This is a genomic window from Streptomyces sp. NPDC127117 (assembly GCF_042677325.1).
Classification (GTDB): domain Bacteria; phylum Actinomycetota; class Actinomycetes; order Streptomycetales; family Streptomycetaceae; genus Streptomyces.
Genome location: NZ_JBHXTM010000002.1, coordinates 191,954 through 215,375 on the forward strand (window position 1 = coordinate 191,954; position 23,422 = coordinate 215,375).

Consider the following 23,422-nt stretch of genomic DNA (forward strand, 5'->3'; position numbering starts at 1 on the left):
GGAGCCGTTGGCATGACCAGAGCTCTTGAGGGCGTGCGCGTCCTCGACATGACGCACGTACAGTCCGGTCCCTCCGCCACCCAGCTGCTCGCCTGGCTCGGCGCGGACGTGGTGAAGCTCGAAGCGCCTAGCGGCGATATCACCCGCAGGCAGCTGCGCGACCTGCCGGGCGTCGACTCCCTCTACTTCACGATGCTCAACTGCAACAAACGGAGCATCACCCTCAACGTCAAGAGCGAGCGCGGCAAGGAGATCCTCACCGAGCTGATCCGCCGCAGCGACGTGCTGGTGGAGAACTTCGGCCCCGGCGCCGTCGACCGGATGGGATTCACCTGGGAACGGATCCAGGAGATCAATCCGCGGATCGTCTACGCCTCCATCAAGGGCTTCGGCGAGGGCCCGTACACCGCCTTCAAGGCGTACGAGGTGGTCGCCCAGGCCATGGGCGGCTCGATGTCCACCACCGGATTCGAGGACGGCCCGCCGCTGGCCACCGGAGCGCAGATCGGTGACTCGGGAACCGGGATCCACGCGGTGGCCGGCATTCTGGCCGCACTCCTCCAGCGCGAGAACACCGGACGCGGACAGCGCGTCAATGTCGCCATGCAGCATGCCGTGCTCAATCTCTGCCGGGTGAAGCTGCGGGACCAACAACGCTTGGCACACGGCCCGTTGGCCGAGTATCCGAACGATGACTTCGGTGACGAGGTGCCTCGCAGCGGCAACGCCAGCGGTGGCGGCCAGCCGGGGTGGGCGGTGAAATGCGCCCCCGGCGGACCCAACGACTATGTGTACGTCATTGTGCAGCCGGTGGGCTGGCAGCCGCTCTCCGCACTCATCGGACGTCCGGAACTGGCGGATGCCCCCGAGTGGGCGACGCCCGAGGCACGGCTGCCCAAGCTCGACAAGATGTTCCAGCTCATCGAGGAGTGGTCCTCGGCACTGCCCAAGTGGGAGGTGCTGGAGCAGCTCAACGCCCACGGCATCCCCTGCGGTCCGATCCTGTCCACCAAGGAGATCGTCGAGGACGAGTCGCTGGCCGCGAACGGGATGGTGGTCCGGGTCGAACACCCCGAGCGCGGCACCTTCTCCACGGTCGGCAGTCCGCTGAAGCTCTCCGACTCCCCCGTCGAGGTGGTGACTTCGCCGCTGCTGGGCGAGCACAACGAAGAGGTGTACGCCGGTGAGCTGGGCCTCGGTGACGAGGAGCTGCGGCTGCTGAAGACGGACGGAGTCATCTGAGCCATGGCCGGATCACAGGATCGTGAACGGGTACGGAAGCTGCTCGGCTCCGTCCGGGCCGCCGGGCGTGACGCGCTCACCGCGCCGGAGGGCAGGATCGTCGCCGAGGCGTACGGAATCGCGGTGCCCGGCGAGGAGCTGGCCCAGGACATCGACGAGGCGGTGGCATGCGCCGACCGGCTCGGCGGTCCGGTCGTGCTGAAGATCGTCTCGCCGGATGTGCCGCACAAGACGGACGCCGGTGGTGTCGTCGTCGGCGTGCACGGTGCGTCGGAGGTACGGGCCGCCTTCCGCCGGATCATCGAGAACGTGCGGGGGTACGCGCCGGACGCCCGGATCGACGGGGTGCAGGTGCAGCAGCTGGTGCCGCCCGGTCAGGAGGTCATCATCGGTGCGGTGACCGACCCGACGTTCGGGAAGGTGGTGGCCTTCGGGCTGGGCGGCGTACTGGTGGAGGTGTTGAAGGACATCACGTTCCGCCTGGCTCCGGTCACCGCGGACGAGGCGCGGTCGATGCTCGACTCGATCGGTGCGGCGGAGATCCTGCGCGGGGTCCGGGGCGCGCCGCCGGTGGACCGGTGGGCGCTGGCCGAGCAGATCCGGAGGGTGTCCCAACTGGTCGCGGATTTCCCGGAGATGGCCGAGGTCGACCTCAATCCGGTCATCGCCTCACCGGACGGTGCGGTCGCGGCCGACATCCGGATCCTGCTGGCGTCCCGGACGGACGCGCCGCGGCGCACGTACGGCCGTGAGGAGATCCTCGCCTCGATGCGCCGGCTGATGGAACCGCGCTCGGTCGCGGTGATCGGCGCCTCCGGCCGGCAGGGCAAGATCGGGAACTCGGTGATGCGCAATCTTGTCGACGGTGGGTTCTCGGGCGAGATCCACCCGGTGAACCCCCGGGCCGATGACATTCTGGGGCGCAAGGCGTACAAGAGCGTCACCGACGTTCCCGGTGAGGTGGATGTGGCGGTCTTCGCGATCCCCGCCAGGTTCGTGGCATCGGCGCTGGAGGAGGTGGGGCGCAAAGGTGTCCCGAACGCGGTCCTGATCCCCTCCGGTTTCGCCGAGACCGGTGAACAGGCCCTCCAGGACGAGCTCGTGGCCATCGCGGAGCAGTACGGCGTGCGTCTGCTGGGCCCCAACATCTACGGCTACTACTCGACGTGGCAGGACCTGTGCGCCACCTTCTGCACGCCCTACGGCGTCAGGGGCGGAGTGGCCCTGACCTCCCAGTCCGGTGGCATCGGCATGGCGATCCTGGGCTTCGCCCGCTCGACCAGGACCGGTGTGTCGGCGATCGTGGGGCTCGGCAACAAGTCGGACATCGACGAGGACGATCTGCTGACCTGGTTCGGGGAGGACCCCAACACCCGTTGCATCGCCATGCACCTGGAAGATCTCAAGGACGGGCGGGCGTTCGTCGCGGCGGCTCGGCGGACCGTGCCGAAGAAGCCGGTCGTGGTGCTGAAGGCGGGGCGTACGAGTGCCGGTGCCAGGGCCGCCGGTTCACACACGGGCGCACTGGCGGGCGACGACGCGGTGTACGACGACATCCTTCGCCAGGCCGGGGTGATCAGGGCGCCGGGGCTGAACGAGATGCTGGAGTACGCGCGGGCGCTGCCGGTGCTCCCGACGCCGAAGGGTGACAACGTCGTCGTCATCACCGGGGCCGGTGGTTCCGGGGTGCTGCTCTCGGACGCGCTCGTCGACAACGGTCTCGCCCTGATGGAGATCCCGCCGGATCTGGACACCGCGTTCAGGGCGTTCATCCCGCCGTTCGGTGCGGCCGGCAATCCCATCGACATCACGGGCGGCGAGCCGCCTTCGACGTACGAGGCGACGATCCGTCTCGGGATGCAGGACGCGCGCATCCACGCACTGGTCCTGGGCTACTGGCACACGATCGTCACACCGCCGATGGTCTTCGCCGAGCTGACCTCTCGGGTGGTCGAGGAGTTCCGGGAGCGCGGCATCGTCAAGCCCGTGGTGGCGTCGCTGGCCGGTGACACGGAGGTCGAGGAGGCCTGTGCGTATCTCTTCGAGCGCGGTGTCGTGGCCTACCCCTATACCACCGAGAAGCCGGTCGCGGCGCTCGGTGCGAAGTACCGCTGGGCAAGGGCCGCGGGGCTGCTGACCTGACCCTTCCCAGGCACGAAGAGTTTGGACAGGAACGCTGGCCAGGTTCTTTCGAAGCCAAGGGGAGATTCATGAGCACAGACGAACGACCGGGCGGAACGTCGGGTGCCGCGTTCCGCGAAGTGACGGACGGCAAGGGCCGTGTCTATCGCGTGGGCGAGTCCGACCGGGATCTCCTCGGTCACAGCCGCAAGCTGATGGTGTATCTGCCGTGGGTCGCGATGATGGCCATCAGTGTGTCCGAGTACGCCTACGGCTCCGCGGAGGACACCCTCTCCGCGGCCCATGGCTGGACGCGGAGCAACACTTTCTGGATCCTGAGCGTCTGGGTGTTCTTCCAGGCGGGGGTCGCCTTCCCCGCCGGGTGGTTGCGCGAAAGGGGGTTACTCACCGCCAGGCGCGCCATGTTCGCCGGAGCCGCGCTCTGTCTCGTCGGCTTCGTCGCACTCTCGCACCTGGACGATGTCTCCGCCGCGATCTGTGGGTTCGGTGTCATCGGCGGTCTGGGTTCCGGGCTCGTCTACGCCACCTGCATCAATATGGTGGGCAAGTGGTTCCCGGAACGGCGCGGGGCGAGGACGGGGTTCGTCAACGGCGGCTTCGCCTATGGCGCGTTGCCGTTCATCTTCATCTTCAACTACGCGTTCGACACCGGTGATTACAACGAGGTGCTGGACCTCATCGGTGTCTATGTCCTGATCGTGGTGGCGATCTGCGCCTGGTTCTTCAAGGACCCGCCGAAGAACTGGTGGCCGGCCGATGTCGACCCGCTGAGTCTGGCGGGCGACGCGAGGAGCGCGGCCGGTCTGGCGAAGAACCCTCCGGCGGTCAAGCAGTACACGCCCGAGGAGGCCATCCGGACGGGCGTGCTCCCGCTGATGTGGCTCACCGTCGTACTGACCGCCGGGGTGTCCATATTCGGCATCTCGTTCCAGGTGGACTTCGCCAGGGAGGTGGGTTTCGGCCCGCTGGTCGCGGCGTCGTCGATGGGCATCATGTCCGTGATCAACGGTGTCGGCCGCGCGGTCGTGGGCTGGCTGTCGGACCTCTGGGGCCGGAAGCCGACCCTGGTGTTCGTCATTGTCGTGCTGGGACTGGCCCAGTTCGGGGTGATCTGGGCCGGGCACGCGCGCAACGAGTGGCTGTTCCTGTTCTTCGCCTTTCTCTCCGGCTTCGGCGGCGGCGCCTTCTACCCGATGTTCGCCGCGCTGACCCCGGACTACTTCGGTGAGAACTACAACGCCACCAACTACGGCCTCGTGTACAGCGGGAAGCTGGTCAGCGGGCTGTTCGGCGGCGGTCTCGGCTCGATGGTGGTCGACGCCTGGGGCTACGACGGGGCCTACGCGCTCGCCGGTGGGATCTCGATGGTGGCGGCCTGCATCGCGCTGTTGCTGCGGCAGCCGGGGCGCCGTGAGCACGGGCGCCGGCGGCCCTCCTCGCCGGTCGCGGGGAGGGCCGTCGTGGGCGGGCGGCCCTAGGGTCTTTCGTCTGGATCACGCCGGGCTCGATCCAGACGAAAATCCCTAGCAGCCCTTGCGGCGCAGGGTGTGCAGGTAGGCGGCGGAGCGGCGGGCCGTGGTGAAGGAGTCCACTATCGGCTGATCGTGCTCCACCTGCCAGTGGTGGTCGCGGCGGCCGCCGTGGGTCCTGGTGACGGCGGAGAGGAACTTCTTGTAGTCGATGTCGCCGTCCCCGACGTCGACCATGCGGTAGCCGTCGCGGGCCGCGATGTCGTGCTCACCGTCCTTGACGTGGAAGAGCGGGTACCGGTCGGGCTGCTTCAGTACGTAGTGCAGCGGGTCGAAGGTGTCGGGGGTGCCGTCGGCCCGCTTGCCGAACCGGAACTGGCCGACGTAGGCCCAGTAGATGTCCATCTCCAGGAAGACCAGATCGGGGTCGGTCTCGGCGAGCAGTACGTCGTAGAGGCGGACGTCGGGCCGGTCGGTGGCGAAGGAGAACTCCTCGGCGTGGTTGTGCTGGTAGAACTTCATGCCGCGCTCCCTGGCCGCGGCGCCGTAGGCGTTGAAGTCCGCGGCGGCGCGCTTCCAGCCGTCGACCGTCGATCCGTAGCGGAACGGTCCCGAGGCGGTGCCGACGTGCTTGAGGCCGAGGGCCTGGGCGTCGTCGAGGACCTTGGTGAGGTTCTGCGCGAAGGTGTAGGCGTTCGCGTTGTTGTCGTCGTAGTAGCCGACGTGGCTGCCGATGCCCTTGAGGCCGTGGTCGCGGGTGAGCTGCTTGAGCTGAGCGAGGGTGATGGCACCGGCCGAGCCCTGGGTGTAGCCGGCGTACTCGACCTCGTCGTAGCCGTACGCCTGGAGTTCGGCGAAGACCTTGTCGAAACCGAGGGTCGAGACCTTGTCGCGGAGGGTGTAGAGCTGGATTCCGAGACGGCCGGGCGGCAGCAGGGGGTCGCCCTGGGGCCTGCCGTGGGCGGAGGCGGCCGGGGCGGCGGCGCCGAGGAGGGCGGCTGCGGTGGCGCCGGCCGCGACGCCGAGCATGGAGCGTCTGCTGAGCTTGTGGGCGAGTTCGGCGTCGACGGGGGTGCGGCGGCTCATGGTGGAACTCCTTCTGGGGGCGGGACGTTGTCAGTGCAGTCCGGCGAGTTCGAGCAGCAAGGACTTCACTTCGGTGGCCCGGACGGGGCCGGTGAACGCGTGGGGGGTGGAGCACAGGATGAGCGGACCTTCTTCGTCGCTCTGCGGGAGGCGGCCGTGGCTGCCGCGAATAGGTGACGGGTCCAGCGGCACGACCGCCATGCGGTAGCGCATGCCCAGCTTCTTCCGGGCGACGGCCGTGGCCGCCTTGACCCGGACGTACGGGTCCTGGGGGTCCAGAAAGAGTTCGACGGGGTCGTAGCCGGGTTTGCGGTGGATCTCGACGAGCTGTGCGAAGTCGGGCGCACGGGCGTCGTCGAGCCAGTAGTAGTACGTGAACCAGGCGTCCGGGTCCGCGACGGCGACCAGCTCGCCCGAGCGCGGGTGGTCCAGGCCGTGTGCCTTCTTGCCCTCGTCGTCGAGGAGCTGCTCGATGCCCTGGAGGTCCTGGAGGGCTTCGCGGGTGGCTTCCAGGTCCTCGGGGCGGCGTACGTAGATGTGGGCGAGCTGGTGGTCGGCGACGGCGAAGGCGCGGGAGGCCATCGGGTCGAGGTACTCCATGCCGTCCTGGGTGTGGACCTCCAGGAGGCCGGCGCGGCGCAGGGCCCGGTTGATGTCGACGGGCCGGTCCACGCGGGTGATGCCGTATTCGGAGAGGGCGACGACGGTGCGGCCCTCGCGGCGGGCGTCGTCGAGGAGGGGGGCCATGGCCCGGTCGAGTTCGGCCGCGGCCCGGTAGGAGCGCGGGTCGTCGGGGCCGTAGCGCTGGAGGTCGTAGTCGAGGTGCGGGAGGTAGCACAGGGCCAGGTCGGGGTGGCGGGTGTCGAGGATGTGCCGGGTCGCGTCGATGATCCACTGCGAGGAGACGAGGTCCGCGCCGGGGCCCCAGAAGTGGAAGAGGGGGAAGGTGCCGAGTTTTTCGGTGAGTTCGTCGTGGAGGGCGGGCGGCCGGGTGTAGCAGTCGGGTTCCTTGCGGCCGTCGGCGTAGTAGACGGGGCGCGGGGTGACGGTGATGTCGGTGTCGGCGCCCATCGCGTACCACCAGCAGATGTTGGCGACGGTGTAGCCGGGGTGGGCGCGGCGGGCGGCGTCCCAGAGTTTGTCGCCCGCGACCAGTCCGTTGTGCTGGCGCCAGAGCAGGACGTCGCCGAGCTCGCGGAAGTACCAGCCGTTGGCGACGATGCCGTGCTCGGCGGGGGTGGTGCCGGTGAGGAAGGTGGACTGGGCCGCGCAGGTGACGGCGGGCAGGACGGTGCCGAGTGGGGCGTGGGTGCCGGACTGTCCCAGGGCCTTCAGGTGCGGCATGTGGTCGAGGAGCTGTGGGGTGAGGCCGACGACGTCGATGACGAGGAGAGGGGTGGGGGTGGCGGTCCCGGTGGGCTGCTCGGCTGTGGTCATGGGAGCTCCTTGAGGCCGAGGTCGACCAGGAGGTCGCGGGCGAGGGTGAGTTCGGCGGCTATGCCGTCGGCGAGCTGGGTGCGGGTACGGGGGCGCAGCGCGGCCGGGAGCGCCTGCCAGGTGTACGTCTCGACCTCCAGGTGCCTGGTGAGGGGGCGTGCGCCGCCCACGAGGCGGGTCAGGGTGGATCGGAGTACGGGAAGGGTGGAGGTGAGCGGTGGTGCGGGTGGTGCGTGCAGAGGGACGTGGAAGTGGGCGCGCCAGGGGGCTCCGTCCGGCAGGGCCCGGCCGGTGACGGCCTCGTCGAGGTCGTCGGTGCCGCGCAGTCCGGCGGCGGTGCTGGTGCGGGTCTGGTGCAGGAAGCGGGGTTCGGCGAAGGCGGCGAGTGCGGTGCGCACCTCGGGGAGGTGGGGGTGTTCGGCGTGCAGTGCCGCGGAGAGCTGTGACTTGACGATCGGGACGTCCGCGGCGCGGAGTGCGTCCAGTGCGGTGCCGGGGTCCTCGAAGGAGGTGGCGAGGTGGCAGGTGTCGACGCAGATGCCGATGCGTGGGTGTGCGACGGCGGTGAGTGGGGCGATGGCGTCGGCGGTGGTCTCGACGGTGCAGCCCGGCTCGGGTTCCAGGCCGATGCGGATGGATCTGCCGGTGAGTTCGGCGAGTGCGTCGAGGCGTTCGCCGAGGGTGGTGAGCGCGGTGTGTACGGTGCGGGCCGCTTCCGGGTCCGATCCGAAGGGGGTGCGCCAGGCGATCGGGAGGGTGGAGATGGTTCCTTCTGTGGTGTCGTCGGGGAGCAGTCCGGCCAGGAGCCGGGCGAGGTCGGTGGTGTGGGAGAGCCGTTCCGGGTCCGTCCAGTCCGGCTTGTACACCCGGTACTTGACCTCGTCGGCGCCGAATCCCTCGTACGGGAAGCCGTTGAGGGTGACGACTTCCAGGCCGCGGCGGTCCAGTTCGGCGCGCAGGGACCGCAGTTCGGCCGGGTCGTTGATCAGGGTGCGGGCCGCGTCCCTGGCGAGCCAGAGCCCGATGCCGAGGCGGTCACGGCCGAGGCGTCTGCGGACGGGTTCGCAGTGGTCGCGCAGTTGGGCGCGGACGCCGTCGAGCGTCTCGGCGGGATGGACGTTGGTGCAGTACGAGAGGTGGACGGTGGAGCCGTCGGGGTGGCGGAAGCGCATCGCTTCACTCCCCGCCGCGCAGGATGGAGTTGCCCTCGTGGAGTGGTTCGGGTGTGGCGATGCCGAGCTGGAGCCGGCCGCTCTGCCCGTAGAACTCGACGGGGTTGCGCCAGAGCACCTTGTCGACGTCGTCTTCGCCGAAGCCGGCGGCGAGCATCGCGTCGCCCACCTTGCGGGTCTTGAGCGGATCGCTCCGGCCCCAGTCGGCCGCCGAGTTGACCAGGATCTTCTCGGTGCCGTGGATCCTGAGGATCGCGATCATGCGGTCCTCGTCCATCTTGGTGTCGGGGTAGATGGAGAACCCGGCCCAGCAGCCGCTGTCCCTGGCGTCCTTCACGGTCGTCTCGTTGAGGTGGTCGAGCAGGATCCGCTCCGGGGGGAGGTGGGATTCACGGATGACATCGATGGTGCGGTGCAGCCCGGCGAGCTTGTCCCGGTGGGGGGTGTGCACGAGGGCGGGCAGGCCGTGGTCGGCGGCGAGCTGGAGCTGGGTGGCCAGGGCGGTGTCCTCGGCCGGGGTCATGGAGTCGTAGCCGATCTCGCCGACGGCGACGACGGAGTCCTTGACCAGATAGCGGGGCAGGGCGTCCAGGACGGGGACGCAGCGCGGGTCGTTCGCCTCCTTGGGGTTGAGGGCGAGCGTGCAGTGGTGGGCGATGCCGTACTGGGCGGCGCGGAAGGGTTCCCAGCCGAGCAGGGCGTCGAAGTAGTCGAAGAAGCTGGCGGGCGAGGTGCGGGGCTGGCCGAGCCAGAAGGAGGGTTCCACGAGTGCGCGGACCCCGGCGTCGTACATCGCTCGGTAGTCGTCCGTGGTGCGGGAGGTCATGTGGATGTGCGGGTCGAAGATGCGCATCAGGACTCCTCCGTGGGGGCGGCACCGGGGGTGGTGAGTTCGAGGACGCGGGTCAGACCGTCGGGGACGCTGCGTCCGGCGGCGGTGCGCTCTGCGGCGAAGTCTCCGAGCATGCGGGCGAGTTCGGCGTCTCCGCGGGCGCGGCGGGCCAGTGCGTCGACGGCTTCGACATCGACCCCGGTGAAGAGGCACTTGAGAACGGCGTGGCGCCAGTTGTGCGCATCGAGGTGGGTGGCGGCGTACGGGCCGACGGCCGCGGCGATGAGCCGGGTGTCGTTGGTGCGCAGGGCGTCCTCGACGAGCGAAAGGGCGGTGGGGCCGAGGTCCAGCCGGTGCAGGGTGAGCAGGACGGCGCGTCGTTCGGCGGCGGTGCCCTGTTCGTAGAGCCTGGTCAGGGCGGGCAGCGCGGCTCGGGCTTCGATGAGCAGGAGGGCGCGTACGGAGTCGGCGTGTTCGAGTCCGCAGTGCCGGCCGGCCGCGGCGTAGCGCAGTTCCCACGGTGGGGCGGCGTAGGGGCTGCCGGGCTGTTCGGTGTCCTGGTGGGAGGCGGCGTGTTCCGCCTCGGCGAGCGCCTCGTCGAGCCAGGCGCGCGCGGCTCCGCCGAGCTGTGCGTCGAGTTCCTTGCGGGTCAGCAGCGGGGGGTTCGTCGGGGGTACCGGCATGGCGTCGCTCCCTTCGGCGGTTCAGCGGCTCGACGGACGGTGCTTGCGGAGGAACTCGATGGAGGTGCGGGCGAGTTCGGGTCCGGCGTGGGAGTGGCGGGGCAGTTCGACGACGGTGAGGCCCCGGTAGCCGGTGTCCGAGAGGGTGTCGAGTGCTTCGAGCACCGGCGGGAAGTCGATCTCGCCCTCACCGAAGGGGAGGTGTTCATGGACGCCGCGGCGCATGTCCTCGATCTGGACGTGGCGCAGCCAGGGGGCGGCCTCGCGGACGCAGTCGACGGGCATGGCGGGTTCCAGGCATTGGCAGTGGCCGATGTCGAGGGTGAGTCCGAGCGGTGCCGGATCTCCGCTGAGGACGCGCAGATGGTGGAAGTCGGCGAGTGTGGCGAGGAGGTGTCCGGGCTCGGGTTCGATGGCGAGGGGGATGCCGGAGCGGTCGGCGGCTTCCAGTACCGGGGCGAGGGAGCCGGTGAGCCGTTGCCAGGCGGTGTCGGGGGTGGTGTCCGGCGGGGTGATGCCGCTGAAGCAGTGCACGGCGTGGGCGCCGAGGTCGGCGGCGATCCCGACGGCCCGGACGAGCAGCCGGATGCGGGCGGCGCGGGCCTCCGGGTCCGGGTCGAGGAGGGAGGGGCCGTGCTTGCGGCGCGGGTCGAGGACGTAGCGGGCGCCGGTCTCGACGGTGACGCCGAGCCCCAGCTCCTGGAGCCGGGCCGCCACGTGGGCGGTGCGGGCGGCGAGGTCCGGGGCGAGGGGGTCGAGGTGCATGTGGTCCAGGGTCAGGCCGACCCCGTCGTACCCGAGGTCGGCGAGGAGTCCGAGGGCGTCGTCCAGGCGGAGGTCGGTGAGCCCGTTGGTGCCGTAGCCGAGGCGGATCGTCATGTCGGGCTCACCTTCCGGGCGAGGGTACGGGCGATCGGTACGAGTCCCATGACGGCGAGCGCCGTGCCGACGGCTCCGGTGCGGGCTGCGAGGGCGGCCTGGAGCGGGATCATCGCCCGGATGCCGCCGCCGACGGCGCGCTGGGTCAGCGGCGGTGAGGGGTTGAGCGCGGCGTGCAGAAGCGGGACGGCGGCGGTGCGGACGTAGGAGCCGGTGAGTGCGGTGCGCACGAGGCCGGGGGCGGTGAGGGCGAGGGGCGCCGTTGGGCGGTACGCGGGACGCGGCCGGGACTGGTCCTCGCCCCGCCCACTCCGCGTGCGCAGGGCCGTGCCGGGTTCCCCGGCCCGCCGACGCTCCGTCTGCGCGGTCGTCCCCCGGGCCGTGCCGGGTTCCTCGCGCCGCTCACGCCGCGTGTGCAGGGTCGCCGCGCCCAGTGCGGTGATGGCCGCGAGGGCGGCGAGGGGGGCGGTGGTCGATCCGCCGTGTGCCTCGTGGCGGGAGACGGCGGTGACTGCGTAGGTGTGCGCGCCCAGCAGACCGGCGGCCGGGAGCGCGCCGAGAACGGAGCCGCGCGCCGCCGGATCCGGTCCTGTCCCGGGCCCCGCCGTCCGCCGGCCCGTCCCGGTGGCGGTGGCCCCGAGGAGCAGATCGAGTCCGCGTGCGGCGGCCATCGCCGCAGGTCCGGCCGGGGTGTGCTTCAGCCGCAGGTCGTAGGCCCATACGGTGGCCGCCAGACCGGTGGCCACCGCGAGGGCCGGCCGGCCGGCCCGGGCTGCGAGTCCCAGCCCGGCGGCGGTCAGCGCGCCCGCCGCCGCGAGGGCCGCTCCGGGTGCGATCCGTCCCGAGGGGATGGGCCGGTGCGGGCGGTCGACGGCGTCCTCCTCGCGGTCGGCCCAGTCGTTGAGCGCCATGCCCGCCTCGTACAGGCAGAGCGAGGCGCCGACGGCGAGCACGGTCGAGCCGTTGGGGCGCCGGCCGCTCGCCGCCGCCCCGGCCAGCGCGTCGCCGGGGACGGTGAACAGCGCGGACACCCGTAGCAGCTCCGCCCAGGCGCGTGCCGTCATCGTTCCCCCCGCAGCGTCCCGGCGAAGGCGAGCAGCTCCTGGTACTGCTCGAAGAGCGCGGCCGGGCCGCCGTCCGGGTCCTTGAAGTAGAAGCCGAGCTGGGGCAGCGGGCCGCTCAGTCCGCGCTCGTGGGCGCGGGCCACCAGCCTGGCGAGGTCCAGGACCAGGGGCGCGGCCAGTGCCGAGTCGCAGCCCTGCCAGGTGGTCTGGAGCACCATCCGCGCGCCGAGGAATCCGTCGAACGCGATGTGGTCCCAGGCGGTCTTCCAGTCGCCGAGCGCCGGTACGTCGTCGATGTGGACCTCGCCCTCCGGCGCGGTGCCCAGGGTGTCGGCGAGTACGCGTTCCTTGCCGGCGTTCTTGGCGGCCGCCGCGCCCGGGTCGGCCAGCGCCGCTCCGTCGCCGCCGCCCAGCAGGTTGGTGCCGGACCAGGCCCGTACGGGCAGGGCGCGTTGCACGAACATCGGGGCGAGTACGGAGCGCAGCAGTGTCTGGCCGGTCTTGCCGTCGCGGCCCGCGTGAGGAAGTCCACAGTCCGCGACGGCGTTCTGGAGGGCGGGGGTGCGCAGCCCGGTGGAGGGGGTGAAGTTGATGTAGGGGCAGCCGGCCCGCAGTGCCGCCGCCGCGTAGAGCGAGCTGGCGGGCAGCCGTTGTCCGCCGGGGTCCGGGACGGGTTCGGTGGACGCCACGTTGATGACGACCGTTCTGGCCAGTTCGTTGCGGCGCGTGAAGTCGGTGAGGTCGGTGGCGAAGGCGGCGATGAGTTCCTCGTCGCTGCGGGTGTCGCCGGGCAGTGGCCCGCCGGGCCGGATCCCGGCGTCGGCGGCGGCGAGTTCGGCGTGCACCGCCGATGGCAGTCCGTGCGGCAGCACTCCGCCGGCCGCCAGTGCCTCGGCGCGTTTGGGCAGTGGGCAGCCGGCCGTGTCGTGCCCGCCGAAGACGAGTGAGGTGAGTGCGGGCAGCCCGCTGTCGGCGAAGGGTGGGGTCTCGGTGACCATGCCTGCCGCCGGGTGGAGCCCTGCCGCGACCGCCGCGCACCCCGCGGTGGCGGTGGTGGCGACGGAGCCGCGTGCTCCGATGAACCAGACTCCGGTACGAACGGCGGGTGCTGACACGGGCTGCCTCCCTGGCTGGGGGTGCTGGCTGGGCAGAGCGAGTGGCGCTGTTCGACGAGGGGGTGGGAACCGGTCGGGGACGGCGGGCGGGGGCTTTGTCGTCTCCCCCGCCCGCCGTCGCCGGGGGCGTGCTACGCCGAGGGCAGTTCCTTCAGCTGGATGTTGCGGAAGGACACATGGTCGTCGGCGCCATGGTTCTGGATGCCGATGTAGCCGTTCTTCAGGCTCCGTACCGGGTCGGTGTTGGTGAAGTCATTGATCTTCACTCCGTTGAGGAAGACCTGGAGACGTTCGCCCTGGACCTTGATCTCGTAGCTGTTCCACTGGCCGGGCGGCCGCAGGACCTGGTCACGGGCCTTGGCGTTGGCCGCCTTGAAGGTGTAGACCGAGCCGGTGGTGCGGTCGGCCGCGTCGGAGGCGTCGATCTGGACCTCGTAGCCGTTGTTCACCGCGGACCAGGGGTCGTCGGACTCCGGGAAGCCGACGAAGACACCGGAGTTGTCGTCGCCCTGCATCTTCCAGTCGAGCTTGAGCGAGTACGACCCCAGCTCCTTGGCCTGGTAGGTGAGCAGGCCCATGCCGCCCTCGGAGCGGAGTTCACCGTCGACGACGTCGAACTTCCCGGGGCCCGCCTGCTTCCAGCCTTCGAGCGTCTTGCCGTTGAAGATCGGCCGGTAGCCGGTGTCGGGCTTGCAGTCGGCCTTCACCTGACCGGCCGCGTACCGCATGCCGCCGAGGAGCAGCTTGCGGAAGTCCGCTTCGGCGTAGGACTCCTTGGTGTGGCCGAGGCCGGTGTAGAAGGAGCGGCCGCCCTGGTAGGTCTGGCACCAGGTGATGGGGTGGTCGCCCTTCATGGTGCCGCCGGTGTAGGTGGTCTCGTCGAGGGTGGCGAGGACCTTGGCCTGACTGCGCGGGTTCGTGCGGTAGTTGTACCACTCGTCGGTGCGGTTCCACTCGTCGCCGAGGTGCGCGGTGGCGGGGTGGTCGTGGTCCTCCACACGGACGGTGGCGGGCTGGATGGCGGGGTGCGAGGAGAAGTACGCCCCGACGAGTCCGCCGTAGAACGCCCAGTCGTACTCGGTGTCCGCCGCCGCGTGGACGCCCATGTAGCCGCCGCCGGTGGCCACGTAGTTCTCGAAGGCCTTCTGCTGGTCGGCGTTGAGCACGTCACCGGTGGTGGAGAGGAAGACGACGGCGTCGTAGCGGGCCAGGTTGCTGGTGGTGAACTGGCCGGCCGTCTCCGTGGCGTCGACGGTGATGTTGCTGTCCTTGCCGAGTTCCTTCAGCGCCGCGATGCCGTCCGGGATCGCGTCGTGCCGGAAGCCGGCCGTCTTCGAGAAGACCAGGATCCGCTTGGCGGTCCTGTCGGGGGCGCTGTTGGAGAGCTCGAAGTCGTCGATGTCGTAGAGCGCTCCGGCGCCGCCCTTGAAGACCAGGAAGAGTTCGGTGGACTTCTTCGGGACGCCGCGCAGCGGTACGTCGATGTCCTGGAAGTTGTCCCAGGCACCGGTCACCGGGACGGGTGCGGAGCCGAGGATCTTGCCGGTCGGCGAACCGGTCCGGACTTCGAGGAAGCCGCCGGCACCGCCGGAGGAGATCCGTGCGGTCAGCTTGGTGGATCCGGTCAGGAGGTACGGCTTGAAGGAGATCCAGTCGTCGTTGTGGATGTCGCCGACGGTCTTGCCGCCGTGCGCGGTGGGCTTGTTCTGCGGGGCCACGCCGTGCGAGTCGCCGTAGTGCTCGGCCTGCCGGTGGCGGGGCTGGAGCTCGGACTGGTCGTGGCCGGACAGGGATGCCTGACCGCCGCCGCCGCCGTCCGTGTACGAGGCGTCGATGACGCCGAAGATGTTGGCGTTGGGATCGTGTCCGCCGTCCATCTCCGTCTTGATGGTGCCGGAGCAGCCGTGCGCCGAGGTGATGGGGTGGCCGTGGCTGTCGTGGCCGAGGATGAAGCGGACCTCGATCTTGGAGCAGTCGATGGTTCCGTCCTCGGGGTCGGTGACGGTCACCTTGAACGGGATCTCGTCGCCGAAGGCGAACAGCTGCCCGTCACCGGGGAGTTCCAGGTTCACCTTGGGAGCGGTGTTGCCGACCGTCACATGGACGTTGGCCGAGCCGGTGCGGCCGGTGGGGTCCGTCGCGGTGACGGTGGCGGTGTAGGTGCCGTTCTTCTTGTACGTGTACGTGGGGTCGGCGGCGGTCGATGTGCCGCCGTCACCGAAGTCCCAGCTGTAGCTGAGGGTGTCCCCGTCGGCGTCGGTGGTTCCGGCCGATGAGAAGGCGACCTTGAGGGGTGCGGTCCCGGAGGTCTTGTCGGCGGTCGCCTCGGCGATCGGCGATCGTCCGCCGGTGGCGTTCTCGATGCGGTAGAGCGCCGAGTTCTGGTCGCCGCCGAAGTAGCCGGTGCCGTAGTCCAGGACGTACAGCGCGCCGTCGGGACCGAACGTCATGTCCATCACCTGGGTTCCCGACCACGGGAAGGCGTTGATGGACTTGACCGTGCCCTCGGTGTCCTGGTCGATGCGCTTGATCCAGCGCCGGCCGAACTCACCGGCGAAGAAGTTGCCGTCGTACGCCTCGGGGAACTTCACCGGCGAGTCGAGGGCGGCGTCGTAGTGGTAGACGGGTCCGCCCATCGGGGACTCGGAGCCGGTGCCGAACTCGGGCACGGACGCGCCGTCGTACGGGATCCAGGCGGGCTGGGCCGGCGGCAGGTCGACCAGACCGGTGTTGTACCGGGAGGTGTTCTTGGGCGCCGCGCAGTCGAAGGCCGCGCCGGAGGTCTTGGTCGCGAAGTCGTAGTCGATGAACGGGTCGTTCTTCCCGGTGCAGAACGGCCAGCCGAAGTTGCCGGCCTTGGTGACGCGGGCGAACTCGACCTGACCGGCCGGTCCGCGCTTCGGGTCGGCGGCACCGGCGTCGGGCCCGTAGTCACCGACGTACACGATGCCGGTGGGCTTGTCGACGGTGAAGCGGAAGGGGTTGCGGAAACCCATCGCGTAGATCTCGGGCCGGGTCTTGTCGGTGCCCGGGGCGAAGAGGTTGCCGTCGGGGACGGTGTACGTGCCGTCGTCGGCAACCTTGATCCGGAGGATCTTGCCGCGCAGGTCGTTGGTGTTCCCGGCGCTGCGGCGGGCGTCGAACACGGGGTTGCGGTCCGGCCGGTCGTCGATCGGTGTGTAGCCGTCGGAGGCGAACGGGTTGGAGTCGTCGCCGGTCGACAGGTACAGGTTGCCCTGCGCGTCGAAGTCGATGTCACCGCCGACGTGGCAGCAGATGCCGCGCGAGGCCGGGATGTCGAGGACCTTCTTCTCGCTGGCGGTGTCGAGCGTGCCGTCCTCCTTGAGGACGAAGCGCGAGAGCCGGTTCACACCGTCGAACTTGGCGAAGTCGGCGGCGGTGCCGTTCTCGGGGGCGTCGCCGGACGGGGTGTCCAGCGGGGGCGCGTAGTAGAGGTAGATCGCCCGGTTCTCGCTGAAGTCCGGGTCGACGCCGACGCCCTGCAGGCCCTCCTCGTCGTGGGAGTAGACGGGCAGGACACCGGCGAGGGTGGTGTCCCCGCCGCTGTCGGTGAGCCAGAGCTCGCCGCCGCGTGCGGTGTGCAGGACGCTGCGGTCGGGGAGCACCGCCAGCGTCATGGGCTCGCCGGTCTCGGCGACTCCCTTGGCGAGGGTGACCTGCTGGAATTCCTCGGCCGCCGCATCGGTGGCGGCCGGCGATGACGGCCCCGTCGCGGCTGCTCCGGGCGTGGCGCCCAGGGCCAGGGTGGCCGCGGCGAGCAGGCCGCCGGTGAACAGTGCGAGGGATTTACGGACGCGGAGCCGTGTTCTGCTTCTGTTTCGGGTGGTGGTTCGGTGCACGAGTGTCCTCCGGAGTGTGCCGGTTGTACGGGCGGGGGTGCTGCCGTGCCGTGCTGCGCGGGGACTGCCGCGCGGGTCGTCCGGGGTGCGTGGGACACCGGCGACCCGAGTCATGTCGTGTACACGTTGTGGACCGTAGACCTGTTCGTCCGGGACGGAAAGCCCTTGCGCAGCGGTCCGGTTGAACTTTTTCCTGCGCCAGGACAAAGCGGGACGAGGGCAGGGGTGGGCCCGGGGCGGCCGTGGAGCTCTCTCCCGGCCCGCCCCTGCCCGGACCCCGGGTGGGGGTATCGGCGCCCCTGGTGGGAGGCGGTCAGTCGCCGCCCCCGAAGGCCGCGTCGAACGACGCCGCCGGCGGGTCGAAGTCGTACCGCTTCAGCGTGGCCAGCGCTTCCGGCGCACCGGCCAGCCGGTCCATCCCGGCGTCCTCCCACTCCACGGAGACCGGCCCGTCGTATTCGATGGACCGGAGCATCCGGAAGACGTCCTCCCAGGGCACATCACCGTGCCCGGCCGAGACGAAGTCCCAGCCGCGCCGGGGATCGCCCCAGGGCAGATGCGAGCCGAGCCGGCCGTTGCGGCCGTCGAGGCGCTTGCGTGCCTCCTTGCAGTCCACGTGGTAGATCCGGTCCCGGAAGTCGTACAGGAAGTTGACCGGGTCCAGGTCCTGCCAGACGAAGTGGCTGGGGTCGAAGTTCAGCCCGAACGCTGCCCGGTGGCCGACGGCCTCCAGGGCGCGGTGCGTGGTCCAGTAGTCGTACGCGATCTCGCTGGGGTGCACCTCGTGGGCGAACCGCACGCCCTCCGCGTCGAAGACGTCCAGGATCGGGTTCCAGCGCTCGGCGAAGTCCTCGTACCCCCGCTCGATCATGTGCGGCGGAACGGGCGGGAACATCGCGACCAGGTGCCAGATGGAAGACCCGGTGAATCCGACGACGGTACGCACTCCGAAGGCGGCGGCGGCCCGCGCGGTGTCCTTGATCTCCTCGGCGGCCCGGCGGCGGACCCCTTCGGGCTCGCCGTCGCCCCAGATGCGCGCGGGCAGGATCCCCCGGTGCCGCTCGTCGATCGGGTCGTCGCAGACGGCCTGGCCGACCAGGTGGTTGGAGATCGCCCAGCACTTCAGTCCGTACTTGTCGAGCAGCCGGCGCCGGCCGTCCAGGTAGCCCGGGTCGGCCAGGGCCTTGTCGACCTCGAAGTGATCTCCCCAGCAGGCGAGTTCAAGACCGTCGTAACCGAAGTCCCGGGCGTGCCGGCAGACCTCCTCCAGCGGCAGGTCGGCCCACTGGCCGGTGAAGAGTGTGAAGGGACGGGGCATGGGCAAGGCCTCCTAGAGAACCACTGGGGTGTGTACGGAGTTCTTCTCGGCGCTCTCCTCCACCGCTGCGAGCACCCGCTGCACCTGGAGTCCGTCGGCGAACGACGGTGCGGGGGCGGTCCCTTCGGCGATCGTCCGCACCAGGTCGCGGGCCTGGTGGACGAAGGTGTGCTCGTAGCCGAGGGCGTGGCCCGGCGGCCACCACGCCTCCAGGTAGGGGTGTTGGGGTTCGGTGACCAGGATGCGCCGGAACCCCGCGGTGGCGGCGGGTTCGGTGTGGTCGTGGAAGGACAGTTCGTTGAGCCGTTCCAGATCGAAGGCGAGCGAGCCGCGCTCCCCGTTGATCTCCAGCCGCAGTGCGTTCTTCCGCCCGGCCGCCATCCGGGTCGCCTCGAACGAGGCCAGCGCCCCGGAGGCGAGCCGGCCGGTGAAGAGCGCCGCGTCGTCGACGGTCACCGCCCCTCGCGCACCGCTGTCCGCCGCTCCCGAGAGCCCGGCCGACGGGCCCGCGAGCCGGGGCCGTTCGCGTACGAATGTCTCGCTGACCGCCGACACCCCGACCAGCGGCTCCCCCGCCAGATACTGGGCCAGGTCGACGATGTGCGCGCCCAGGTCGCCGAGCGCGCCCGAGCCGGCCCGTTCACGTTCCAGCCGCCAGGTGAGCGGTGATTCCGGGTCGACGAGCCAGTCCTGGAGGTAGGCGGCGCGGACGTGCCGCAGGGTGCCGAGCCGCCCCTGTGCGATCAGCTCCCGGGCGTAGGTGATCGCGGGCACCCGGCGGTAGTTGAAGCCCACCATGGCGACCTGACCGCGGGCCGCCGCGCGTGCCGCGGCCTCGGTCATCGCCTCGGCCTCGGCGACCGTGTTGGCGAGCGGCTTCTCGCACAGCACGTGCTTGCCCGCCTCCAGCGCCGCGATGGCGATCTCGGCATGGCTGTCGCCTGGGGTGCAGATGTCGACGAGTTGCACATCGTCCCGGGCGATGAGCGCGCGCCAGTCGGTCTCGGCCGCCGCCCAGCCGAGGCGGGCCGCGGCCGCGTCGACGGCGGCCCGGTCGCGGCCGCAGATCGCGGCGAGAGCCGGTTTCATCGGCAGGTCGAAGACGTGTCCCGCGGTGCGCCAGCCCTGTGAGTGGGCGGCGCCCATGAACGCGTATCCGACCATGCCGACTCCGAGCACCGGCACACTCGTCGCCGGCCGCTGCGTCGGCGGCGCTGCGGCCTCCTGATCCGTCTCTTCCCTACGGGCCATCGGGGCTTCCTCCTCGTCGGTCGTTCGATGAATACGGCAGGAGGGACGGTCAGCACCCCCCTGCGGGGCGGATCAGCTGAAGCCCGTCGGCAGGTACTGCTCGATGTTCTCCTTGGTGACCACCGCCGAGTAGAGGGTGAGGCTGGTCGGGATCTCCAGCTCGGCCAGGCCGCCGACGCCCTTGCCCTGGGCCAGCGCACGGGCCAGGTCGATGGCGGACGCGGCCATCGTCGGCGGGTAGAGCACGGTGGCCTTCAGGACGCTGTTGTCGGCCTTGATGGCATCCATCGCGGACTTGGCCCCGGCGCCGCCGACCATCAGGAACTCGTCCCGGCCGGCCTGCTGGATGGCGCGCAGCGCGCCCACGCCCTGGTCGTCGTCGTGGTTCCACAGCGCGTCGATCTTCTTCTGCGCCTGGAGGAGCTGGGCCATCTTCGCCTGGCCCGACTCGACGGTGAAGTCCGCGGCCTGACGGGCCACCAGTTTGATGTTGGGGTAGTTCTTCAGCGCGTCGGCGAAACCCTGGCTGCGCTGCTTGGTGAGCTCCAGGTTGTCGATCCCCGCCAGCTCGACGACCTTGGCGTCCGCCTTGTCCTTGAGCTGTTCCCCGATGTACGTGCCAGCGTTGAGGCCCATGCCGTAGTTGTCGCCGCCGACCCAGCAGCGGTAGGCCTGCGGGGAGGCGAAGATCCGGTCCAGGTTGACGACGGGAATGCCCGCCCGCATGGCTTCCAGGCCGACCTGGGTGAGCGCCTTGCCGTCGGCCGGGAGGATGACCAGGACGTCGACCTTCTTGTTGATGAGGGTCTTGACCTGGCCGATCTGGGCGGCGGTGTCGTTGGATCCCTCGGTGGACTCCAGCGTCACCTCGGAGTATTCGGCTGCCCGCGACTTGGCGTTCTCGTTGATCGCGTTCAGCCAGCCGTGGTCGGCCTGCGGACCCGCGAAGCCGATGGTGACGGGCTTGCCCGGCTTGTCGTCGGCGGCGGGGCCGGTGTTCTTGGCGGTGTCCTCGGTCTTGGGATCGTTGCTGGTGCAAGCGGTGAGCAGGGCGCCCGCGGAGACGGCTGCGGTGCCGAAGAGCAGTCGTCTGCGGCTGGTTTCTGGCATGGCTGTCAAACCCTTCATCCGGTGCGTGGCATTTCGCGTGGGGCGGGAGGGGCGGTGGGCGAGGTGGTGGATCAGGTCTCGCCGTGCGCCGGTGTGCGGCGCTGGACCAGGACGGCGGCGACGATGATCGCGCCCTTGGCGATCTGCTGGACGTCGCTCTGCAGATTGTTGAGCGCGAAGATGTTGGTGATGGTGGTGAAGACCAGCACACCGAGCACGGAGCCGACGATGGTGCCGCGCCCGCCGCTGAGCAGGGTGCCGCCGATGATCGCGGCCGCGATGGCGTCGAGCTCGTACAGATTGCCGTTGGTGTTCTGTCCCGAGCCGGACAGGATGACCAGCATGAAGGCGGCGATGCCGCAGCACAGTCCGGAGAGCAGATAGAGGTACAGCCGCTGGCGCCGTACGTCGATGCCGGCCAGCCTGGCGGCCTCCGCGTTGCCGCCGACCGCGACCGTGCGCCGTCCGAACGTCGTACGGTTCAGCACCAGCCAGCCGACGACGGTCACCGCGGCGAACATCATGACCAGCGGCGGGATGCCGAGGAAGTAGGAGTCGGGCAGGCCCAGGTCGAGGACCGATTCGACGGTGACGATCTGGGTCTTCCCGTCGGTGATCTGGAGGGCGAGCCCGCGGGCCGAGGCGAGCATGGCCAGCGTCGCGATGAACGGCACGATCCGCCCGTACGCGATGAGCAGCCCGTTCACCAGCCCGGCGCCGAGTCCGACGATCACCGCGGTGAACAGGACCCCCGCGAAGCCGTATTCCTGGGTGGCGACCGTGGTCGCCCATACCGAGGCGAGTGCGACCATCGCGCCGACCGACAGATCGATGCCGCCGCTGGTGATGACGAAGGTCATCCCGACGGTGACGACCCCGATGACGGACGACTGGGTCAGGATCAGCTGAAGGTTCCCGGTGTCCAGGAAGGCGTCGGGCTCGGTGAATCCGCCGACGACGACCAGTGCGACGAGGACGCCGAGGAGCGAGAGGCTGCGGACGTCCAGGCGCAGGCCACCGGTGCGTGCGGGTCCGTCCTTCTTCCGGGGTCCGGAGACCGGGGCGGCTGCGGCTCCCTTGTCCGGCCCGCCCTGCTGCGTCGGGGTAACGGGCTGCGTCATGACGTCGGGCTCCCTTCCATCACTAGGTCGAGTACGCGGTGCTCGTCGAGCTCCCGGGCGTCGGCCGTGTGCACGACGCGGCCCTCACGGAGCACCAGCACCCGGTCGGCGAGGCCCAGCACTTCGGGCACCTCGCTGGAGACGAGCAGGACGGCGAGGCCTTCGTCGGCCAGCCGGCGGATCACGGCATACAGCTCGGCGCGGGCGCCGACATCGACGCCGCGGGTCGGTTCGTCGAGCAGCAGGACCCGGCAGCCGCGCAGCAGCCAACGGGCCAGGACCGCCTTCTGCTGGTTGCCGCCGGAGAGCGTGCGGACGGGGGTGTCCGGGTTGTCGGGGCGCAGCGAGAGTTCGCGGGTGGCCTCGCGGGCCGCCCGGCGCTCGGCCCCGCGGTCGATCCAGCCCGCCCTGGAGAAGCGGGACATCGAGGAGACGGAGACATTGCGGGTGACGGATTCGAGCATCAGCAGGGCCTGCGCCTTGCGCTCCTCGGGGGCGAGGCCGATTCCGGCGGCGACGGCCGCGCGGACGCTGCCGGGCCGCAGCGGTTTCCCGGCCACGGTCACCCGTCCGGCGCTCGGCCTGCGGGCGCCGTAGACGGTCTCCAGGATCTCGGAGCGTCCCGAGCCGACGAGTCCGGCCAGGCCCACGATCTCGCCGGGCCTCAACTCCAGGTCCACCGGGGCGAATTCCCCCTTCCTGGTCAGTCCTTCGACCCTCAGGACGGGCTCCGCCCCGGACGCCCCCGCACGGTCCGTGGTGCGCGGCGGGAAGACGTACTCGACGTTGCGGCCGGTCATCATGGCAACGATGTCGCGTGTCGGGGTGGACTCGGCGGGCAGCCCCACGGCCACGGCGCGGCCGTCCTTGAGGACGGTCACCCGGTCGCCGATCCGGCGGATCTCCTCCAGGCGGTGCGAGATGTAGACGACGGCGACACCGTCGGCGGTGAGCGAGGCGACGGTGCGGAAGAGGTTGTCGACCTCGTCCGGGTCGAGTGCGGCGGACGGCTCGTCCATGACGATGAGCCGTACGTCGTGCGAGAGCGCCCTCGCCATGGAGACGATCTGCTGCTGGGCGGCGGACAGTTCGCCGACCGGGCGGCCCGGGTCGATCTCCGGGTGACCGAGCCGCTTCAGCAGCGCGGCGGCGGCCGTGCGGCCCTCGCGGGTGCGGACGACGAAGCGGGCGGTGGTGGGTTCATGGCCGAGAAAGACGTTCTCGGCGACGGACAGGCCCTCGACCAGGTCGAGTTCCTGGTAGATGGTGGCGATGCCCAGCCGCATGGCGGCGATGGGGGACTTCAGCGCGACCGGTTCGCCGCGCCAGGTGATTTCGCCGTCGTCGGGCTGGTGGGCCCCGGCGAGCACCTTGATGAGGGTGGATTTTCCGGCGCCGTTCTGCCCGAGGAGACAGTGGACTTCGCCGGCCTGGACCTCCAGGTCCACGCCGTCGAGGGCGCGCACTCCGGGGAACGACTTGGTGATGCCGGACATGGTGAGCAGGGGTGGTTCTGGTGCCATGACGAATCCCCTCGGCAAATGAGGTCTCCCCTGCTCGGACGCAGCCGAGTGCTTGGGGAAGGCCGATGAGCGGGCAGGGCTGTACCAGGTGCGGTGGTGCGGGTGTTCCCGGCGCTCC

Annotated in this window: 17 protein-coding genes; 3 read left to right on the forward strand and 14 right to left on the reverse strand. The window is 70.4% G+C overall.

Annotation, left to right across the window (positions count from 1 at the left end; all coding sequences use genetic code 11):
* Positions 1-12: 12 nt before the first annotated feature.
* The 3 genes from frc to ACFVH0_RS02890 all read left to right on the forward strand — a co-directional run bounded on the left by frc (position 13) and on the right by ACFVH0_RS02890 (position 4,862).
* Entirely contained in the window at positions 13-1,242 is a 1,230-nt protein-coding gene (gene frc, locus ACFVH0_RS02880) for a formyl-CoA transferase (protein WP_385817673.1), read from the forward strand.
* A 3-nt stretch (positions 1,243-1,245) separates the two neighbouring features.
* Entirely contained in the window at positions 1,246-3,384 is a 2,139-nt protein-coding gene (locus ACFVH0_RS02885; RefSeq protein ID WP_385817674.1) for an acetate--CoA ligase family protein, read from the forward strand.
* Between the two features lie 68 nt (positions 3,385-3,452).
* Positions 3,453-4,862, forward strand: coding sequence for an OFA family MFS transporter (locus tag ACFVH0_RS02890; RefSeq protein ID WP_385817675.1), 1,410 nt, complete (start codon positions 3,453-3,455; stop codon positions 4,860-4,862).
* Between the two features lie 45 nt (positions 4,863-4,907).
* On the opposite strand, the gene ACFVH0_RS02895 is transcribed toward ACFVH0_RS02890, so the two are convergent.
* The 14 genes from ACFVH0_RS02895 to ACFVH0_RS02960 form a co-directional block, all read right to left on the reverse strand.
* Entirely contained in the window at positions 4,908-5,939 is a 1,032-nt protein-coding gene (locus ACFVH0_RS02895) for a sugar phosphate isomerase/epimerase family protein (protein WP_385817676.1), read from the reverse strand.
* Between the two features lie 30 nt (positions 5,940-5,969).
* Positions 5,970-7,376 (reverse strand): alkaline phosphatase family protein, encoded by a 1,407-nt coding sequence (locus ACFVH0_RS02900; protein ID WP_385817677.1) that lies wholly within the window; start codon positions 7,374-7,376, stop codon positions 5,970-5,972.
* Complete coding sequence (eboE, locus tag ACFVH0_RS02905; RefSeq protein WP_385817678.1) at positions 7,373-8,548, reverse strand: metabolite traffic protein EboE; 1,176 nt, start codon at positions 8,546-8,548, stop codon at positions 7,373-7,375. Before eboE ends, ACFVH0_RS02900 begins: the two co-directional genes overlap by 4 nt.
* Positions 8,549-8,552: 4 nt before the next feature.
* On the reverse strand, positions 8,553-9,401 hold the full coding sequence (locus ACFVH0_RS02910) for a TatD family hydrolase (RefSeq protein WP_385817679.1): 849 nt from the start codon (positions 9,399-9,401) through the stop codon (positions 8,553-8,555).
* Entirely contained in the window at positions 9,401-10,063 is a 663-nt protein-coding gene (locus ACFVH0_RS02915; protein WP_385817680.1) for an EboA domain-containing protein, read from the reverse strand. Before ACFVH0_RS02915 ends, ACFVH0_RS02910 begins: the two co-directional genes overlap by 1 nt.
* Before the next feature lie 21 nt (positions 10,064-10,084).
* Positions 10,085-10,942 carry a sugar phosphate isomerase/epimerase family protein gene (locus tag ACFVH0_RS02920; RefSeq protein WP_385817681.1) on the reverse strand — a complete coding sequence of 286 codons (858 nt, stop codon included), beginning with the start codon at positions 10,940-10,942 and terminating at the stop codon, positions 10,085-10,087.
* Entirely contained in the window at positions 10,939-12,006 is a 1,068-nt protein-coding gene (locus ACFVH0_RS02925) for an SCO3242 family prenyltransferase (protein ID WP_385817682.1), read from the reverse strand. The genes ACFVH0_RS02920 and ACFVH0_RS02925 overlap by 4 nt, the downstream gene beginning before the upstream one ends.
* Positions 12,003-13,121, reverse strand: coding sequence for an inositol-3-phosphate synthase (locus tag ACFVH0_RS02930; protein ID WP_385817683.1), 1,119 nt, complete (start codon positions 13,119-13,121; stop codon positions 12,003-12,005). The genes ACFVH0_RS02925 and ACFVH0_RS02930 overlap by 4 nt, the downstream gene beginning before the upstream one ends.
* Positions 13,122-13,252: 131 nt before the next feature.
* Positions 13,253-16,981, reverse strand: coding sequence for a ThuA domain-containing protein (locus tag ACFVH0_RS02935; RefSeq protein WP_385817684.1), 3,729 nt, complete (start codon positions 16,979-16,981; stop codon positions 13,253-13,255).
* Between the two features lie 313 nt (positions 16,982-17,294).
* On the reverse strand, positions 17,295-18,299 hold the full coding sequence (locus tag ACFVH0_RS02940; RefSeq protein ID WP_385817685.1) for a sugar phosphate isomerase/epimerase family protein: 1,005 nt from the start codon (positions 18,297-18,299) through the stop codon (positions 17,295-17,297).
* Positions 18,300-18,311: 12 nt separating this feature from the next.
* Entirely contained in the window at positions 18,312-19,550 is a 1,239-nt protein-coding gene (locus tag ACFVH0_RS02945) for a Gfo/Idh/MocA family protein (protein ID WP_385817686.1), read from the reverse strand.
* A gap of 72 nt (positions 19,551-19,622) precedes the next feature.
* A complete protein-coding gene (locus tag ACFVH0_RS02950) occupies positions 19,623-20,660 on the reverse strand; it encodes a substrate-binding domain-containing protein (protein WP_385817687.1) in 1,038 nt (345 codons plus the stop codon).
* Between the two features lie 71 nt (positions 20,661-20,731).
* The gene (locus tag ACFVH0_RS02955) at positions 20,732-21,781 is read right to left on the reverse strand and encodes an ABC transporter permease (RefSeq protein ID WP_385817688.1); all 1,050 of its coding nucleotides are present in this window, start codon (positions 21,779-21,781) and stop codon (positions 20,732-20,734) included.
* Positions 21,778-23,304, reverse strand: coding sequence for a sugar ABC transporter ATP-binding protein (locus ACFVH0_RS02960; protein WP_385817689.1), 1,527 nt, complete (start codon positions 23,302-23,304; stop codon positions 21,778-21,780). The genes ACFVH0_RS02955 and ACFVH0_RS02960 overlap by 4 nt, the downstream gene beginning before the upstream one ends.
* Between the last annotated feature and the right edge of the window lie 118 nt (positions 23,305-23,422).

Excerpts from the sequence above, each read along its gene's own strand:
- frc (WP_385817673.1), top strand. The coding sequence starts at position 13 with ATGACCAGAGCTCTTGAGGGCGTGCGCGTCCTCGACATGACGCACGTA.
- ACFVH0_RS02885 (WP_385817674.1), top strand. The coding sequence starts at position 1,246 with ATGGCCGGATCACAGGATCGTGAACGGGTACGGAAGCTGCTCGGCTCC.
- ACFVH0_RS02890 (WP_385817675.1), top strand. The coding sequence starts at position 3,453 with ATGAGCACAGACGAACGACCGGGCGGAACGTCGGGTGCCGCGTTCCGC.
- ACFVH0_RS02895 (WP_385817676.1), bottom strand. The coding sequence starts at position 5,939 with ATGAGCCGCCGCACCCCCGTCGACGCCGAACTCGCCCACAAGCTCAGC.
- ACFVH0_RS02900 (WP_385817677.1), bottom strand. The coding sequence starts at position 7,376 with ATGACCACAGCCGAGCAGCCCACCGGGACCGCCACCCCCACCCCTCTC.
- eboE (WP_385817678.1), bottom strand. The coding sequence starts at position 8,548 with ATGCGCTTCCGCCACCCCGACGGCTCCACCGTCCACCTCTCGTACTGC.
- ACFVH0_RS02910 (WP_385817679.1), bottom strand. The coding sequence starts at position 9,401 with ATGCGCATCTTCGACCCGCACATCCACATGACCTCCCGCACCACGGAC.
- ACFVH0_RS02915 (WP_385817680.1), bottom strand. The coding sequence starts at position 10,063 with ATGCCGGTACCCCCGACGAACCCCCCGCTGCTGACCCGCAAGGAACTC.
- ACFVH0_RS02920 (WP_385817681.1), bottom strand. The coding sequence starts at position 10,942 with ATGACGATCCGCCTCGGCTACGGCACCAACGGGCTCACCGACCTCCGC.
- ACFVH0_RS02925 (WP_385817682.1), bottom strand. The coding sequence starts at position 12,006 with ATGACGGCACGCGCCTGGGCGGAGCTGCTACGGGTGTCCGCGCTGTTC.
- ACFVH0_RS02940 (WP_385817685.1), bottom strand. The coding sequence starts at position 18,299 with ATGCCCCGTCCCTTCACACTCTTCACCGGCCAGTGGGCCGACCTGCCG.
- ACFVH0_RS02945 (WP_385817686.1), bottom strand. The coding sequence starts at position 19,550 with ATGGCCCGTAGGGAAGAGACGGATCAGGAGGCCGCAGCGCCGCCGACG.
- ACFVH0_RS02950 (WP_385817687.1), bottom strand. The coding sequence starts at position 20,660 with ATGCCAGAAACCAGCCGCAGACGACTGCTCTTCGGCACCGCAGCCGTC.
- ACFVH0_RS02955 (WP_385817688.1), bottom strand. The coding sequence starts at position 21,781 with ATGACGCAGCCCGTTACCCCGACGCAGCAGGGCGGGCCGGACAAGGGA.
- ACFVH0_RS02960 (WP_385817689.1), bottom strand. The coding sequence starts at position 23,304 with ATGGCACCAGAACCACCCCTGCTCACCATGTCCGGCATCACCAAGTCG.